The following is a 17,027-nucleotide window of genomic DNA, read 5'->3' as shown; positions in this document are numbered from 1 at the left end:
GTGGTCGCCGCTCACTCACCGGCGACCGCTGCAGGCGCCAGTCGGTCGACGATTCCGTCGAAATCGTCGTCGAAACTCAACACCGCGTCTACGTCGTGGTACTCGACCATCGCGACTGTCATCGCGTCGGTGAAACTGAGCCCGTGGTCGCTGTAGCGGCCGTGTGTCTTAACGGCGTCCTGGAACAGTCTCGCAGAGGAGTACAACAGGTCGACGGCATCGGGATATCCCTCGCCGCGGATACGGCGCCCGACTTCGACGCCCGCCGAAACATCGCCGGTTCGACGGTGAGTCAGGGTCACGACTTCGTCGTACACGTACTCGCTGGTCATCACGTGACCGTATTCGGCCGACTCGACGACGCGATTGAGGGCCCCGACACCGCTCTCGTGTCGGCTGGCATCGGTATCGTGGTGGGCGTAGAAGACGCCCGTATCGACGAAGACACTCACTCGTAGAGAACGCTGTCTATGTCGTCTTCATCGGTCTCGACGCCGGACGACACCATCCCCCGATTGAAGGCGTCGAGTTCCGACTCGTCGAGTGCCGTCCGTCCGTCTCTGAACGAGTCGACGAACGCCGTTCGTGACTCGGCGGCCGATTCGACGACGCGAGCCAGTATCTCCTGTTGTGTGACCTTCGTGCCGGTTTTGAGCTTGATTTCGGCCTGTAGCTCTTCGAGAAGCGACTTCGTCTCCTCGTCCATCTTTACCGCCGTCGCCATACTCTGGAGTTGCATCTTCAACTGGGTTAAACTTTCGCCAGGCTCTCTCGCCCTCACCCGCGGATGTCTCGCACGTTCTCGACGACTTTCACGCGCAGCGGCGGTGCCGCGAGCACGCCGGCGCCGTAGACGACCGCCGAGAGGGCAACGGCGGCGACGAGTGTCCCCGGCGTCTCCACCGTCAGCAGGCGGGTCAGCCCGACCAGCGCGGCCCCCATGGCGAGCGAGGCGAGGACGGTCCAGCCCACGTCCCGGACCGGGAACCGTATCGTCGTGAGTCGCCCGAGATAGTAGCCCAGAATCAGTGTGTTCGCCGTCACCGACAGCAGCGTAGCGGCGGCCGCACCGACCAGTTCGTAGCGGGGCACCAGGAGGAGGTTCAGGGCGATGTTCATCGACAGCGAGACGACGGTGGCGATGGCGCCGTACTTGGGCCGGTCGAACGCCTGGATGGCCTTGTCGAAGACGAGGTTCACGGCCTGGGGGAGCTTCTCGACCATCAGGACGAGGAAGGCGGCCGCGGCGATTGCGTACTCGGCCCCGAAGACGACCCCGAGAATCTCCCGGCCGATGAGCGCGACCCCGACCACCGACGGGACGATGAGCAACAGCGACGTCGTCATCGCGTCCGAGAGCAGGTCCCGGACCTTCTCGGTGGCGCCGTCGGCCTGCCACGCCGACAGTTGCGGGAAGAGGACGCGGGCAAAGACCGTGCTGAACATGATGGCCGTCGTCGTCAGCCGCCAGGCGAGTTCGTAGGCCCCGACGGCGGCCTGCGAGAGGAAGAAGCCGATGACGATGACGTCCATCCAGTTGTAGACGTGCCCGCCCAGTCCCCAAACCCCGTTGAACTTCGCGTAGTCGTACAGCGACCGGAGGTGGTACTTCTTGGGGCGGGACAGCGGCGTCGAGAGCCGGAGACTCCCCGCGACCAGCAAGACGGTGTAGCTGACCAGGAGCGCCCAGACGAGCGCCCGGACGCCGTAGCCGTACCGGAGCAGGGCGACCGCGACGCTGACGAAGGTGAGGCTCCGGAGGAAGTGCAGGACGGCGGTCTGTGCGACGCGGAGTTCCCCCTGAAGGACGTGGACGACGAGCATCGACAGCTCGAACGCGATGACCACGCCCACGAGCTCCAGGGCCAAGTCGGCGCCGACGTAGGCCGCGAGCGGCTCTCGCAGGGCCAGCACGACCGCCGAGACGACGACGATGAGCGCCAGTTTGAGCACGACCGCGGCGCCGAACATCTGGCCGGGGTCCTCGCCGGCGCTGATGCGCTTCTCGACGGCCCCGCGCAGCCCGAAGTCGACGACGGTCGCCATCGTGTACAGCGTCGCCTCGAAGAGGAAGAAGACGCCGAGCAGCGTCGCCCCCAGTTCCCGGGCGAAGTAGACCGTCCCGAAGAAGCCGATGGCCGTGTTGAGCAACTCGACGAGGAAGAGCAGCGAACTGGCCCGGGCGAGGTTCATCGTCCGGCCCAGTGGCGGCGGCGAGAGCGTCCCGCGTGACCCGCGCCCGCGCATCCTACAGCAGCCCCACCCGGTCGTACCACGCCACGGTGTCGCCGATGGCGGCCCGCCAGTCCCGCTGGCGGACCGGCGCTCGCTCGGTGAGGGCCTCGCGGACGGTGCCGAAGTCCTCCCGGTCGGTGAACCCCGCACCCGGTACCGGCGAGATGCCGACGCGGTGGAGCAGGTCCATCGCGGGCTTGACGCCGTACTTGATGACGCCGTAGGGGACGCTCACGACCCGACACTTGCCGGGCGTGTGGCGCGCAATCGTCGTCAGGAACTGCTTGTTCGTGACGTTCGGCCCGGTGACGAGGTGGCGCCCGGGGGCGCCGTCGAGGCAGTGGGCGATGGTGCCGACCACGTCGTCGACGTGGACGACGTTGTACTTCGCGTCGGTGTACAGCGGCGGCACGAGTACCCGGTTGGTCGCGACGGGGCGGACGTGTTCGTAGCGGGTCAGCCGGTAGTCCCGCGGGCCGAAGATGTACGTCGGGTAGACGGCCGACACCTCGAAGGGGTGGTCGCGGCCGAACAGCAACTCCTCCGAGGCGACCTTCGACTGCTGGTACGTCGAGTCGGCGTCGGCCGGGACCGCGGGGTGGGCGCCGATGGTCGAGACGAAGACGAACCGGTCGACGTCGGCGTCGGCCGCCGCTTCGACGAGCCGTTCGGTCCCGGCGACGTTCGTCCCGGCCATCGCGCCGGTGTCGTAGACGGCGGCGGCGAGGTGGACGACGCTGTCGACGCCCGCCAGGGCCGCGGCCAGCGAGTCGGGGTCCGAGAGGTCCGCCTCGACCGTCTCGACGCCCTCGGGCAGCCGCGCGGTCGAAGAACTCGCCCGGACCATCGCGACGGGGTCGCGGTCGGTGCCCTCGACGTGTGCCAGCAGGTTCAGGCCGATAAAGCCCGTCGCGCCGGTGACGAGGACGGTCACGACCCGGCCCCCCAGTCGACGCCACACGCCTCGTACACCGCGTCGATGACCTCGGCGACGGCGACCCCACGACTCGCCGGGGCCGCCGTCTCCCGGTCGCCCGCCGCGGCGTGGTCCGCGAAGTCCTGAATCCGGGCCGTGTGGGCGTCCTCGTCGCTGGCCCCGAAGAGGTTCGCGACGCCGATATCCACCAGCGGGAGCTCCCCGTGCTGGTACTCGAAGGGGCGCCCGTGGATGTCGCCCTGCAGCGTCTCCGAATCGAGTTCCAGCCACCCCTCGGTGCCGACGACGAGCACGCGCGTGACGCCCTCGGTCTGTGTCCACGTCGCCGAGAGGTCGACGGGGACGCCGCCAGACTCACTGCGCTCGTCTGGCGACCCACCGCTCGCGGAGACGCCGTCGAACGACAGCGATACGCGGGCGGCGTCCTCGACGGCGCGGTCCCGGAGATAGCGGACTGACGCGTCGGTCACGTCGCAGTCCTCGCCGAACAGTTCGAACAGCACGTCCAGCGAGTGGGGAAAGAGGTCCCGGGCCACGCCGCCGCCAGAGAGCGCCGGGTTATAGTACCACCCCACCGACGGCGGCGCGGAGTGGTGGGCGATACTCACCTCGACGATGTCCCCGAGCATGTCGTTGTCCAGCAACTGGAGCGCCCGCTCGTAGTTGCGGTAGTAGCGGTGGAGGTAGCCGACCTGCGTGACGACGCCGGCCTCGGCCGCCGCGTCGGCCATCCGCCGGGCGCTCTCTGCGGTCAGGGCCAGCGGCTTCTCGCAGAGAACGTGACAGCCGGCGTCGACGGCCTGTAGGAATATCTCCTCGTGGGTGCTGGGCGGCGTGCAGATGCTCACCACGTCCAGGTCGTGGGCGGCGAGCATCGATGTGGCGTCCGCGTAGCCGGGCAGCGACAGCTCCCGCTCGACGGTCGCCCGGCGGTCCGGGTCGCGCTCCGCGACGGCGACGACCCGCGTCCGCGGATGTGAGGTGAACGCCGGGACGTGGTAGTCGGTTGCCATCCACCCGGCGCCGACCACCCCGACGGCGAGTTCGGTCATACCGCCTACTGTTCTGTCACCGGGATAAACCCATCTACTACGGCCGAATTTTCGGCTTCAGTCCCGATTGGACAGCATAGAGTTAGGTTACGAGCCAATCTTTAGTCACTCATGGACGAGTTAGAGACAGCCGTTCATCACTCGATAACGGCGGTCAAACGCGGCGAGTGGAACGCCGTCGTCGCCCAGCAGTCCGACACCGGCAGCGTCTTCGAGCGCTACGAGTGGCTGGCGGCGTACGAGGCCGCCACGGACGCCCGGGCCCGCCACGTGACCGTCCGGAAGTCGGGCACGCTCGTCGGCGTCCACCCGTCGTTCGTCCGCCCGCTTCCGGGCACCCCGTTCCGGTTTCTCGGCCCGCCGAAACCGGGGACCAACGGCGCGATGATAGCGACCGACGAGGCCGCCGTCTTCGACGCCATCGCCGACGAGATGGCGTCGCTGTCGTCGGGGCGGACCATCGGCCACCTGTTCCGGCCCGCGTCGGAGCGGTCGCTGCGATATGCGACCCGCCTCCGAGAGCGCGAGTACTATCCCACGGTCAGGGACTGCCGGTTCGTCCTCGACATCGACCGCCCGTGGGCGGACGTTCACGCCGACCTCTCCCAGAAGAAGCGGCGGAACCTCCGGAAAGCCGACGATGGCGGGGTTACCGCCACCGACGTGCCGGTGACGCCCGACACCGTCGAGGCGTTCGGGCGGCGCCACGCCGAGCACGTGGCCCGACTGGACGGGGACGGGGCCTCGCCCGCCTTCCTCCGAGCCCTGTTGACACACGTCGGCGACCGGCTGAAACTGTTCCGGGCCACCGTCGACGGGGCGCCGGCCGGTGAACTGCTCGCGGTCCTCGACGACGAGCGCGACGCGCTGGTCCTGCTGTTTCCGGCCTACGACCCGGCGAACTTCACGCACTTCCCCTCCGAAGTGCTGTACCGAGCGGCCATCCGCTGGGGTATCGACGCCGGGTACGCGACCTGTGACTTCGGCGAGACGACGCCCGACTTCGCCGACGGGACCTTCTCGTTCAAGTCCGACTTCGGCGGCCAGGCCCGACCCGGCCTCCGCTGGGAGCGCGTCGATTCGGTGCTGGGCCGCGTGCTGTATCTACTCGGCAGCGACCGCGTCGTCGCCCGACTGTTCGGCGGTCGCCGTCGACGGTGAATCGCGGCGATGAGGGTGTGTCGCGGCCGAAACACTCCCGCTCGGTAGTAGCTGGCCCGAATTGTGAACGGTTCGGTCGGACGGACCTGATAATCCATATAGCGGCATAACATTTATTAAAAGTAATGCGTGTGAGGTATATTGTTGCGTTGGTTGTGGTGACTGTGTCGGTCACAGCACCCAACAGACTAGTACTAATACTTACCTTTCTGCAGAGAACACCGAAACCGGCCGGTACAGATTCGCCGACGGAGACGTTTCGGGCTGAACTGCGACGGGCATCTCGGGAACCCCGACTACCGATAGCCCAGGTCCTCGAGGCGCGCCTCGACGTCGGCGTCGAGATGGTCCTCGCTCACCGACTCGACTTCCCCGCCGAGACTCCGCACGCGTCCGTCCGCGAGCTCTCTGACCCTGGCCGCCTCGGCGTCGGTCCGGTCCACTTCCAGGCCGGTTTCGGCCTCGAGGAGGCGGCGTTCGTCCCGAATCCGGTCTATCTCGTAGCACCAGTCGGCCGACCGGACGCCGACGACCGGGTCGCCGCCGACTTCGTGCTCCGCGACGACGTGGTCCCGCGGTTCGGTCGGCGACTGCCCCTCGTAGGCCGCCGGAACGTCCCCGCCGACCGCCTCGTGGAACAGTGGCGGGAGGTCGAGCAGACTCACCAGGTCACCGGCCGCGTCGGAAAGCCCGGAGGGGCCGTTCAGTACCACGAGCGGGACCTGAATCAGTTCGTCGTACATCCGTTCGGGCTTGCCGTACTGCCCGTGTTCCCCGAACAGTTCGCCGTGGTCCGAGGTGAGGACGACGAGCGTGTCGTCCAGTTGCCCGTTGGATTCGAGCGTTCGGAGCAGTCGGTCTATCTGCTCGTCGACGTGGACGATTGCGGCCCGGTAGAGGTCCCGCATGTCAGCTAGCTGGGACTCCGTCAACGACTGGGAGTCGTCGAGCAGTTTGGAGTACAGTTCGGAGACCGTCTCCATGTCGACGTGTTCGACGCCGAATGCCGCTCGATAGGACGCAGGTGGGTGACACGGATGGTGGACGTCCATGTAGTGTGCCCAGCAGAAGAACGGGTCGTCGGCGCCGTTCAACCAGTCGATGGCGTCGTCGGTGATGACCTCGGCACCGACGTACGGCCGGGGCTTGTCGCTGACCGCCTGGTACGCCGACTTTATCATACCGGTCAGGTTGAGCAGGTCGTCGACGCGTTCGAGTTTGGGGTTGTTTATCTCGATGCCGCGGGGGAATATCTTCGTCGCGACGCCCATCAGCGGGTTCTGGTAGTCGGTGAACGTGTCGAACCCGACGTCGTAGTTGAAGTGCGTCGAGAGGAACGGGTTACTGTGGAACCCGGCGGTCGAGAACCCCTGCGAGCGGAACTGTTCGGCAACGCGGGGTCGCTCCGCTGTCAGCGGTCCGAGTCCGCCGTGCGAGAGCGGCAGCGTCCCGGTCAACACGCCCGGGAACGACGGCGAGGTCCCGGGTCCCGTCGCGAACGCCCGCTCGAACGCGACGCCCGCCCCTTCCAGTTTCGGCCCGGCGACCAGGTCGTCTTGCATCTGGTTCCAGACGTCGTATCTGAGCGAGTCGTACGTGACGAACAACACGTTGTCGACGGTCTCGTCGGTCATGCGACCACCTTCGATTGCGCTGTCGGAGCGAGCATCTCGTAGTACTGGTCGATAGCGGTGTCTTTGACGAAGTTCGCCTCGAAGGCCTCGCGCGCGTTCGTCCCCTGGCGCTCGACGAGTTGCGGGTCCGTCCGCCAGCGCTCGATAGCGGCGGCCGCGTCCTCGACGGCGCCCTGTTCGACGCTGATACCCGCGTCGAACTGGTCGACGATGCGGGCCTCGTCGTCGTCGTCCTGCGCGATGACGAGCACCGGCTGCCCGGCCGCCATCGCGGTGTACAGCTTACTCGAGACGACGATGCCCTCGAACCCTTCCTTGACCGCGACGACGGAGACGTCCGCCGACGTGAGACTGTACGGGAGGTCGTCCCACGGCTGGTACGGGAGGAACTCGACGCTGTCCCCGCGGAGGCCGTGTTCCTCCGCGAGGTCGATTATCCGCTGTTTGTTGTCGCCCTCGCCGATGATGAGAAACTGGACCTCCCTGTCGTCCAGTTCGGCGGCGGCCCCGACCAGCGTCTCGAGGTCGTGGAACTCGGCGATGTTCCCCGAGTACAGCACGGTGAACGTGTCCGTGAGCCCGTGTTCCTCGCTGAACCAGTTGTCCGTTTTCGCCATCGGCGTGATGAAGTCCTCGTCCTCCCAGTTGTGGATAATCTCTATCTTCTCGGGGTCGGCCGAAGGACCCAGCTTCGCCGCGATGCGCTCTTTCATCACCGGGCCGAGCGCGACGACGTGTTCGGCGTCGCGGAACGCCTGTCGGTCCAGCCGCTCCCAGAGTCGGTGGACCAGCCCGCCTTCGGGGACGTAGCCCAGTTCCACCGGCTCGTCGGGGTAGAGGTCGTAGGCGACGTAGGTGTACTCCCAGCCCCGGACCCGACAGACGAACCACATCGCCGCCGGCAGGAACGGCGGACAGGTGACGAATATCACCTTCCGGTCGCGCTCGACGCGTTCGAACAGCAGCAGTACGGTCATCCAGGCGGTAAAGAGCGCCCAGTTGACGAGCCGTCGTGGCATCGAGCTCTGTCGGACCTGCGGGGCCCCGATGCGGCGGACGGAGACCCCCTCGTGGAGCGAGCGGGAGGGCTGTCGTTCGTTCTCCCCGCTGTGGTAGTTCGGCTGGCCCGTGTAGACCGTCATGTCGAGCCCTCTGTCCTTGAGTCCGACGGCGAGGTCGGTCATCAGCTGGCCGGTCGAGGCTGTGTCCGGGTGGAAGTACTCGGTGACCAGGAGGTGCTCGGTGGGTTCGGACGACATCTATCGCTCGTGCAACAGCGTCTCGAGGTTCGACCGGACGTAGTCGCGGTCGCGGTTCTCGGTGTACCACTCGAGCGTCTCTGCGAGCCCGTCGCCGAGGTTGTACTCGGGCTCCCAGCCCAGCAGTTCCTCGGCGCGGGTCGTGTCCGCGGCCCGGTGGCGCACGCCGACCGGTTTGTCGGTCAGGTAGTCTCTCTCGTCGGGCTCCCAGCCGAGCTGGTCGAATATCAGCTCGGTCGCCTCGTTGATGGAGACGTACCGGCTGATGCCGGCGTTGACCGCCGTCCCGTCGGTGATGTTCTCGGCAGCGAGGCGGAGCGCCCGCGTGATGTCTTTCACGTACGTGAAGTTCCGCGTCTGCTCGCCGTCCCCCCAGATACGGAACGGGTCCTGGCCGGCGTAGGCCTTCGCCATGAGCGCGATGATGGCGTGGGTCTCGTTCTCGCGGGGCCCGTAGGCGGTGAAGATTCGGACGATACTGGCGTCGATGTCGTACTGCTCCTGGAACGCCTGCAGGGAGCGCTCGCCCATGAGCTTCGCCCAGCCGTACACCTCGTCGGCGTACGCCCCGCCGCGCTCGTCGAACTGTATCATGTCCTCCCGCAACCGGGTCCGCTCCTGCTGGATGTCGGTCGGGTACGTACAGGCGCTGGAGGCGAAGGTGATGCGGTCGACGCCGTTCTCCGCGGCGGCCTCGTAGACGATGGTGTCGAGGGCCATGTTCGTCGCGCAGTTCGCCGGGTAGTTCGAGATGTAGCCGCGCCCGCCGTGGTCGGCGGCGAGGTGGAACAGCGTCTCGATGCCCTCGGTCGCGCGGTCCGCGAACGCGATGTCTTTCAGGTCCCCTTCGAGTATCTCGATGTCGTCTGCGACCGCGTCGAGGTTCGCCCGCTCGCCACTGGAGAAGTCGTCGGCGACGCGGACGTCCGCGCCGGCGGCGACGAGGTCCTCGACCAGGTGACTGCCGATGAACGACGCCCCGCCGGTGACGAGGACTCGCTCGTCGGTCCAGTCGCTCATTCTCGCCCCCCGTCGGCGGAGACCACCGGCTGTGCCGGTTCGAGTTCGGTCTCGGCCCAGGTGTAGACGTTCTCCAGGCCCTCCCTGAGCGGGACCGAGGGCCGCCAGTCGAGTTCGGCTTTCATCTGTGTCATGTCACAGGCGTACCGGTCCGTACCGGTGGGTTTCGAGCGGTCGTAGGTCAGCGAGAGGTCCTTCCCGCTGATGTCGATGATGGTCTTCGCGAGCTCCTCGATACTGACGACCTCCCGGGAGTTGCCGAGGTTGATGGCCTCCCCGTCCGATTTCGTCGTCAGTACCTCTATCATCCCGTCGACGAGGTCGGTCACGTAGATGAAGCCCCGTTGCTGGGAGCCGTCGCCGAACAGCTCGATGGAGCCCCCGTCCGGGGTCTCGATGACCTTCCGACAGAGCGACGGAATGACGTGGCTACTGTCGGGGTCGAGACTCTCGCGGGGCCCGTAGCAGTTGAAGATTCGCACGCTGCTCGTCCGGAGGTCGGTGTCGGTGTGGTAGGCGTCACACGCGACCTCGCCGAGCAGCTTCGCCCAGCCGTACGTGCTGTGGGGGTCGGCCGGAATCGCCTGGTCCTCGCTGAACCGGTTCAGGCCGTCGTGTTCCTGCCGGTAGATACACGCGCTGGAGGCAAACAGCAGCCGGTCGACGTCGTTTATCCGGGCGGCCTCGAGGATGAACTGGTTCATCAGGACGCTGGGCGTGAGCCCGCCGACGTTGGCCGCTTTGATGTAGTGGATGCCGCCGACGCTGGCCGCGAGGTGGAACACGTCGTCGACCCCCTCCGTCGCCTCGATACACCCCTTCTGCGTCGTCAGGTCCACCGGCAGAATCTCCACGTCGTCGCTGACGGCGTCGAGTTTCGACCAGTCGCCACGCGAGAAGTTGTCCGCGACACGGACGTCGGCCCCCAGAGACACCAGTTTCTCCGTCAGAAAGGAGCCGATAAATCCGGCGCCGCCGGTTACCAGTACGGTCCGGTCTGCGAGGTCGTCATGCATGGTCTGGGCGAAAAGAGCTACCATCCGGGCATTGTTATGTAGCGGCTTACCCCCGGGGTCAGTTACTAGCCCGTTGGACCACGGTGAGATACCGGCCGCCAACGACTGGGTGCTGGTACGTGCCGCTTCGGGTCGTCTGGGGCGTTCTGGTGGCGCGGCTGTCTAGCGATTGCTGCTGAGGTGGTCCGCGAGGCGTAGCGCGAGCGCCGCGATAGTCAGCGTCGGGTTCATCGCGCCGCCGGTCACGAAGACGCTCCCGGACGAGACGTAGAGGTTCTCCAGGTCGTGGGTCCGGAGCGAGGGCGTCACGACGCTGGTCTCGGGGTCCGTTCCCATCCGCGTCGTCCCCAGTTTGTGTGAGGCGATAGAGGGCTGGGAGAGGTCGCTCTCGTGCAGAATCGTCGCGCCCATCTCGTCCAAGATGTCGTGCTGTAGCTCCCGGATGTACTCCATCGTCTCGGCCGCGTGGCTGCCGATACTGTAGGAGACGTCGGGGACGGGGTTGCCGTGGTCGTCGGTGGTCGTCCGGTCTAGCGTGACCTCGTTGCGCTTCTGGGGGAGCATCTCCGGGACCGCGAGCAGTTTCAGCTTCCGATTTGGCCCCTGCTCGCGCATCCAGTCGAGCTGGTCGTCGCCCCAGACGTCGCCGGTGAAGACGTCGGTCATCTCGCCCCGAACGCCCTCGTCACCGCCGCGCATCGCGGCTTCGGCCGTGTTCGGCGGGTTCTTGTTCATGAAGACGAGTTTGATACTGCCGGGCGTCGGCTCCTCGTGGTCGTAGAACTGGTGTGACTCGCTCGTCTGATAGCCGATGGGCTCCTGGTTGGTCGGCTGGTCGAGTTCGGCGGTCACCGTCACCTGCGGGTGGTCCATGAAGTACTTGCCGACGAGGCCACTGGAGTTAGCCAGCCCATTCGGGTACGTCTCGGACTCCGAGAGCAACAGCAGTCGCGGAATCTCGACGGCGCCACAGGCGAGGACGAACGTGTCCGCCGTCTGCCGATGCTGGCTCCCGTCGGGCGTCTCGTAGACGGCGGCTTCGACGGTCTCGCCGGCGTCGTCGTGTTCGAGTCGCTGCACCGGCGCGCGGTCGATGACGCGCGCGCCGTGGTCCTCGGCTTTCGCCACGTGGACGTCGGCGCTGTACTTCGCCCGCGACGGGCAGACCGGGATGCACGTGCTGTAGCCGACACAGGCGCTGCGCCCGTCGTAGGGCTCGGAGTTGCGGGCCTGTGGCACCGAGTGCATCTCGATGCCGAGTTCGTCGCAGGCCTCGGCGTACAGCGAATCGGAGTAACTCGGCGGAAACGCCGGCATCGGGTAGTCGTTCTCGCGGGGCGGGGTAAACGGGTTGTCGGTGCCGCCCGCGACGCCGAGTTCCTCCTCCGCGCGTGCGTAGTAGGGCCGAAGGTCCTCGTAGGAGATAGGCCAGTCGCTGGCGAGGCCGTACCGCGTCTGCATCTCGAAGTCCTTCTCGTGGAACCGCGGCGTCACTCCCAGCCAGTGGAGCGTCGTCCCGCCGACGCCTTTCACTCGCGTCTTGTTCAGGCCGTAGAACACCTCGCCCGAGGAGGAAAAGCGGTCGCGCTCGCCGCCCACGTCCCAGATATCTGTGATGGAGTTCCCCGGTCTGATGGCCGTCTCCATCCGGTCCAGACGATTCGACGTGTCGAACCGGGGCCCGGCTTCCAGGACGACGACCTCGAATCCCGCCTTGGATAGCTCGTAGGCCACCAGCGCCCCGGCGACGCCCGACCCGACGATACAGACGTCGGGACTCGACGCGGGAGAGCGGTTCGCCCCCATCTCACTCCTCCCGGTCGACGGACGCCATCGGCCGACCGCGGGTCGGGGCTGGCACGTCCTGATACGACCCGTGCCCGCCGGGGTGGCCGACCGGGTTCCGAACGCCGACCAGACCGCTCCCTTTCGGCGTGGTGTAGAGCCCGTACAGCAACTGGTTGACGACGTGATAGCGTATCCGCTCGGGGACGGTCCCGCCCGGTCGGGAGACGGCTCGTGCGACCCCGAGGGTTCTGAGGACACCGTCGCGCTCCCCGGCGGGCAGTTCGGCGAACGCCGTGTTCGTGACCGAGCGCGTCTGCGACCGGAGGTCCTCGACGGCCGCGGTTACGGCTCGCTTCTTCGGGTCCGACAGCCCGCGGGCGTACTCGGTAACGAACGTGGCGATATCGGTCACTTCGGACGGGTAGATCACTTCGGCGACTGCGACGAGTGTCCGCACCGTCTCGTCGCTCAGTGCCGCCGACCGCTCCGAGCGACCGGACAGCGCCGCCAGCGGGTCGGACGCGCCCACCACAGTCGCGCTCCCGCCTGCGAGCGCCGAACACAGGATGTCTCGACGTGTCAGTTCCATGTGAGTTGTCGTACGTGTGGACCCGGAGCCACTTTAGTAATCGTCGGTAACTACACCCTGACAGCGATGCAACTGGAAACAAGCGTCTCACATAGAGGGTTACTCTCGGCCGCGGGTGAAGACGTCGTACCGATGCAGCGAGAGCAACCAGAGGGCGAGGACCGTGACACCGACCCCGAGTTGCAGGCTCGACCCGCCGTGACTGAAGACGCCGGCGTCGGTAAAGACGAGCAACACGTCGAGATTCCGCAGTCTGAGCTGGTAGGTCGGAATCTGCGCGATGGTCCGGAACCAGACGCTGACCGCGGTTCCGACGGCGAGCCAGACACCGAGCAGGAGGACGGACAGCCGTATCCAGGCGGTCGACGGATTCGGCGGCGGTCCCAGCCCCGAGCGGAGTGCGCTGCTGGCCTCACGCCACCGTTCGGTTCCGACTAACCGCGGGAGCACGCCGAAGACGACGAAGGCTCCCAGCAGCGCCGAGAGGGTCTGTGTGGCACCGGAGAGAAAGACCAGCGGCGCGAACCGGAACTCCCCCACGACGTCGTATCCCCACGCGAACAGGGCCGCCGAACCCAGCCCCGCGAGGGCGATACCGGTGGCCAGCGCCCGAAGTTGTGACAGCGAGCGCAGCGGTGCCCCGCGGGTGAGTGAGCCGGAGCGACTCACGAAGAGATGGAGCAACAGTCCCAGCGAGAGATACTCCACGCCCTTCCAGACGGGGACGAACCCGGAGACGGAGTGGTAGCCGAGATAGCCGGCGACGCTCCCGACGACGGCCAGCGGCCCACCGAACAGCCCGGCGGCCGCCACCCACACCGAGACGGGCTCTACTGTCAGCACTCCCAGCACGACGAGGAGGACTCCCAGCCCGTCGAGGAGCCCGATGTACAGCAGTGTCGCCGCCACCGCCACCAACCCGGTCACCGGGTTGGGAACGGTCACGGTAACGCGGTGGTACGCTCGTTCGATAGGACCAGACATTATTTCGAATTGACATTGCCGGTTTTGATAAAGATTCTGGCGACAGTCGAGGGCAACTGGTAGCTACGTCGCTACCGGGCGGTCGGGACCGTGGCTCCGTCTGAGCGACCGGGGGACCGTTTCTGCTCGGGGCCGTTCCGGCCGCCGACCCGCGCCGGAACTGAGCGGTTACGACTGCTATCGCCTCCGGTCATCAAAAGTATCCTTCGGCTAAATCTACTGGATACGATTCGGCTTCGGGGTTGACACCAACAACTTGCGAGTGCGGTCGGATACGTTCGACAGAGTCAGTGTTAGACGCCGGATAGTATAATACGGACCGTCCGAATCGCGAATAATGCCACGAATCACCGTTATCGGTGCTGGCGTAGCAGGCTGTACGATAAGCTACCTTCTCAACGAGGAGGGGTTCGACGTGACCCTCGTCGAGAAGGACGCGGTCGGTGGGCTCCTCCGAGAGATAGAGTTCGACACCGGGTACCACTGTGACTCCGCCCCCCACCTCCTCTTTTTCGACGAGGAGGAGGAGGCCGTCGTCGGCGACCTCTTCTCGGAGTTCACCCACATCGAACCGCACGATTTCTACGCCGCGACCTACCCGCGGGGCGACCTCGAAGACCCACACCACTACCCGGTGAGCAAACAGAACATCGACCGGTGGGACGACGCGGACCAGATTCGCGAGGAACTGGCGGCGGCGCCGGGCAAGACCGACGCGGAGTTCTTCGAGGAGTACATGAAAAACCAGGTCGGTCAGACCCTCTACGACCGATACAACAAGAACTACACCGAGAAACACTGGGGGGTCGACCCCAAGCGCATCACGGGCGACTGGTTCGACTTCAAGATAAGCTTCCCCGAGGAGGAACAGGAGTTCTTCGGTGACGGCGCCTACTACCCCGACGACAAGTACACCGACATTCTGGAGACGATGATATCGGACTGCGACGTCGTCTTCGACGGGGTGACGGGGCTGGAGACGACCGGCGACCGAATCGATGCCCTCGAAACCGAGAGCGGCGACCGCATCGGGGGCGACCTCTTTATAAGCACCATCGACCCGAGCCTCGTCGTCGACACGACCGAGTCGCTAAACTACCGAAGCATGGTGATTCTGGGCACGCACGTCAGCGCCGACGAGCGCCTCTTCCCCGACCACGTCGACTGGGGCTACTTCCCCAACGACTACGAGTTCACGCGCGTGACCGACTACGAGTTCGTCCCGCAGGAGACCCCGGACGGGGAGTACATCCTCACGACGGAGTTCCCCTGCTTCATCGGCGACGACGTCTGGTCGAACGACGACGAGTGGTACACCGACTACCTCCACTCGTTCCTCGAGGAGCAGGGTATCGACGCCGAGATACTGGACTCGAAGGTCAGGCGCGCGCCGCGGGCGTATCCGCTCCCGGTCACCGAGGAGATAGAGACGTTCGAGCGGATAAACAGTCAGCTCAGTGCCCACGAGAACATGTTCAACCTCGGACGCGTGAGTACGTACGAGTACATCTGGATAAAGGACATCGTCCAGCAGGCCTACGAGACGCGAGACGACGTCCTCGCACACGTCGGCGCACAGACGGCCGACTGAGACGCCCAGTTGGGGGCTCCCGACCGTCTCCTCGAGGAACGACGTTCTCTCTCGATGACAGCGGCGGTCGGCAGTAACCGACGAGGCCGCTCACGTCATGTTTCGCAGTTGGACGACGGTGTCCCGCGAGAGTTCGCCGGTGAGATAGAGCCCGCTCGCGTAGGTCACCAGCGAGAGGCCGGCGGCGAGGAATATCCGTTCGAACGAATACCAGCCGCTCACGTAGAGGAGTCCGGGAACCGTGGCCATCCCGCAGCCGGCGATACCCCCTCTGACGACGGTCGCCGTGGGCAGTCGCCACTCGATCCGGCTCCGAGACGCCCGCACGACGAACAGGGCGTAGACCCCGTAGCTCAGCAACGTCCCGATGGCAGCGCCCAGATACCCCATGGTGAGTATGAGCGGGACGTTGACGACCACGTTGAACACGACCGCACAGAGGAGGCCACGCGACATCAGGGCCGTCCGTTCGCGTATCTCCAGCCCTATCTGGCCGAGGTTCGAGAGCGACCAGACGAACACCCCGGTCGCGACGATGGGGATGACGACGTAGCCCTCGTGGTACGCTTCGCCCAAGAAGACGGTACTCAGCGGTCTGCTGAGCGCCGCTAACAGGACGAGCGCCGGGACGGCGAGCAGCAGGAAATACTTCGTAAACCGCGTGAGGAGCGCCTCTATCTCGGCTTCGTTGTCGCCCTCCCAGCGGTTGATGATGATGGGCTGAATCGCATCGAGCAGCGGTATCATCGCCAGTCGCAACCCCCGGTCGGCCAGGCTGTAGTTCGAGAAGTAAATCCCGACCATGGCGCTCCCCCGGAGAAACTCGATGAGGAACCTGTCGGCCTGGTTCAGGAGCGGGTCGCCGAGTATCCAGCCCACCATCGGCAGTCCGTAGCCCGCTATCCGGACGAGGACGCTCCGGTCCACCCGCGGTCGGGCGATGAGTATATCGGAGGCCGCCAGCAGGGCCAGTATCCCGACGGCCATCCCGATGACGTGGCCCCATATCCAGCCGGTGATGTGGTCCGTGACGTAGAGGACGACGAGGAGCGCGCTGGCGAGCATGACGACGGACTTGACACACATGAACAGCGTGACGTACTTCGAGTTCAGCGTCGCTCTGAACACCGCTACCATCGGTTGGAACGTGCCCTGTAACACCAGAAACGCCAGCTTCGCGACGTAGAACGGCTGATAGGCACCGAGCGAGTCCCCGGCGAGTCCGTATCCGACCGCGGCGAGTGCGACCAGCGCCGTGCTGAGACCCGCGACGACCGCGAAGACGGTCCCGACGAGCTGTTCGGTGTCTACCTCGGGCGCGAACCTGATGATGGCGTTGTTCAGCCAGCCAAAGAGCAGGGTGCTCACGATGCCACCGACCGCGATGGCGATGGAGTACCGGCCAAACGCCGCCGGTCGGAACAGTCTCGTGAAGATAGTCAGCGCGAGGACGCTGAACAGCGCCGGAACCAGCCCCGCGACCGTGTACAGGCCGACGTCCTGCAGGAACTGCCTGACCGTCTCGGAGAGGTCCCCGAAACCGAACTCCGCTATCGTCATCTCTGCCCGGTCCGTGGCCGCCAGCCGTCGCTGGCCTGTGTCCGCCCGTGCCATCCCCGGTCGTCACCGCAGTGGGTCGGTATCTCTGTGCGGACGAACTCGCCCTTGCCACTCCTGTCGTCCATTTGCGTATCACGTTACTAGCAGTCGGTAAAAGAAGGCGTCAGCTACGACACCGGGCGCGGTCGGGCGCGCCCGACA

Annotated in this window: 15 protein-coding genes; 2 read left to right on the top strand and 13 right to left on the bottom strand. The window is 66.0% G+C overall.

The window, feature by feature from the left end:
• Positions 1-11: 11 nt before the first annotated feature.
• The 5 genes from NDI86_RS20870 to NDI86_RS20850 are packed head-to-tail and all read right to left on the bottom strand — an operon-like array spanning position 12 to position 4,224.
• Positions 12-452, bottom strand: a complete 441-nt coding sequence (locus NDI86_RS20870) for a type II toxin-antitoxin system VapC family toxin (RefSeq protein ID WP_310902203.1) — start codon at positions 450-452, stop codon at positions 12-14.
• Complete coding sequence (locus tag NDI86_RS20865) at positions 449-724, bottom strand: hypothetical protein (protein ID WP_310902202.1); 276 nt, start codon at positions 722-724, stop codon at positions 449-451. The genes NDI86_RS20870 and NDI86_RS20865 overlap by 4 nt, the downstream gene beginning before the upstream one ends.
• A gap of 53 nt (positions 725-777) precedes the next feature.
• Positions 778-2,247, bottom strand: a complete 1,470-nt coding sequence (locus tag NDI86_RS20860; protein WP_310902201.1) for a flippase — start codon at positions 2,245-2,247, stop codon at positions 778-780.
• Position 2,248: 1 nt separating this feature from the next.
• On the bottom strand, positions 2,249-3,169 hold the full coding sequence (locus tag NDI86_RS20855) for an NAD-dependent epimerase/dehydratase family protein (protein WP_310902200.1): 921 nt from the start codon (positions 3,167-3,169) through the stop codon (positions 2,249-2,251).
• A complete protein-coding gene (locus NDI86_RS20850) occupies positions 3,166-4,224 on the bottom strand; it encodes a Gfo/Idh/MocA family protein (protein WP_310902199.1) in 1,059 nt (352 codons plus the stop codon). The genes NDI86_RS20855 and NDI86_RS20850 overlap by 4 nt, the downstream gene beginning before the upstream one ends.
• Positions 4,225-4,335: 111 nt before the next feature.
• On the opposite strand from NDI86_RS20850, the gene NDI86_RS20845 reads away from it, so the two are divergent.
• Entirely contained in the window at positions 4,336-5,385 is a 1,050-nt protein-coding gene (locus NDI86_RS20845) for a GNAT family N-acetyltransferase (RefSeq protein ID WP_310902198.1), read from the top strand.
• A 296-nt stretch (positions 5,386-5,681) separates the two neighbouring features.
• Here NDI86_RS20845 and NDI86_RS20840 read toward each other — a convergent pair whose 3' ends face one another.
• The 7 genes from NDI86_RS20840 to NDI86_RS20810 form a co-directional block, all read right to left on the bottom strand.
• The gene (locus NDI86_RS20840; RefSeq protein ID WP_310902197.1) at positions 5,682-7,019 is read right to left on the bottom strand and encodes a sulfatase; all 1,338 of its coding nucleotides are present in this window, start codon (positions 7,017-7,019) and stop codon (positions 5,682-5,684) included.
• Complete coding sequence (locus NDI86_RS20835) at positions 7,016-8,278, bottom strand: glycosyltransferase family 4 protein (protein WP_310902196.1); 1,263 nt, start codon at positions 8,276-8,278, stop codon at positions 7,016-7,018. The genes NDI86_RS20840 and NDI86_RS20835 overlap by 4 nt, the downstream gene beginning before the upstream one ends.
• Positions 8,279-9,298: an NAD-dependent epimerase/dehydratase family protein gene (locus NDI86_RS20830; RefSeq protein WP_310902195.1), complete on the bottom strand. Its 1,020-nt coding sequence runs from the start codon at positions 9,296-9,298 to the stop codon at positions 8,279-8,281.
• Entirely contained in the window at positions 9,295-10,314 is a 1,020-nt protein-coding gene (locus NDI86_RS20825; protein ID WP_310902194.1) for an NAD-dependent epimerase/dehydratase family protein, read from the bottom strand. Before NDI86_RS20825 ends, NDI86_RS20830 begins: the two co-directional genes overlap by 4 nt.
• 162 nt (positions 10,315-10,476) lie before the next feature.
• On the bottom strand, positions 10,477-12,120 hold the full coding sequence (locus tag NDI86_RS20820) for a GMC family oxidoreductase (protein ID WP_310902193.1): 1,644 nt from the start codon (positions 12,118-12,120) through the stop codon (positions 10,477-10,479).
• A 1-nt stretch (position 12,121) separates the two neighbouring features.
• Positions 12,122-12,691, bottom strand: a complete 570-nt coding sequence (locus NDI86_RS20815; protein WP_310902192.1) for a gluconate 2-dehydrogenase subunit 3 family protein — start codon at positions 12,689-12,691, stop codon at positions 12,122-12,124.
• 99 nt (positions 12,692-12,790) lie between these two features.
• Positions 12,791-13,675, bottom strand: coding sequence for a hypothetical protein (locus NDI86_RS20810; RefSeq protein WP_310902191.1), 885 nt, complete (start codon positions 13,673-13,675; stop codon positions 12,791-12,793).
• A 337-nt stretch (positions 13,676-14,012) separates the two neighbouring features.
• Between NDI86_RS20810 and NDI86_RS20805 the strand changes: the two genes are divergently transcribed.
• Entirely contained in the window at positions 14,013-15,266 is a 1,254-nt protein-coding gene (locus tag NDI86_RS20805; protein ID WP_310902190.1) for a protoporphyrinogen/coproporphyrinogen oxidase, read from the top strand.
• Between the two features lie 90 nt (positions 15,267-15,356).
• On the opposite strand, the gene NDI86_RS20800 is transcribed toward NDI86_RS20805, so the two are convergent.
• A complete protein-coding gene (locus tag NDI86_RS20800; RefSeq protein ID WP_310902189.1) occupies positions 15,357-16,880 on the bottom strand; it encodes a lipopolysaccharide biosynthesis protein in 1,524 nt (507 codons plus the stop codon).
• Positions 16,881-17,027 lie beyond the last annotated feature (147 nt).

This window comes from Haloarcula onubensis, from assembly GCF_031624605.1.
Taxonomy (GTDB): domain Archaea; phylum Halobacteriota; class Halobacteria; order Halobacteriales; family Haloarculaceae; genus Haloarcula; species Haloarcula onubensis.
Note: the sequence above shows the minus strand (reverse complement) of the source record. Positions and strands in the feature narration are given on the sequence as shown.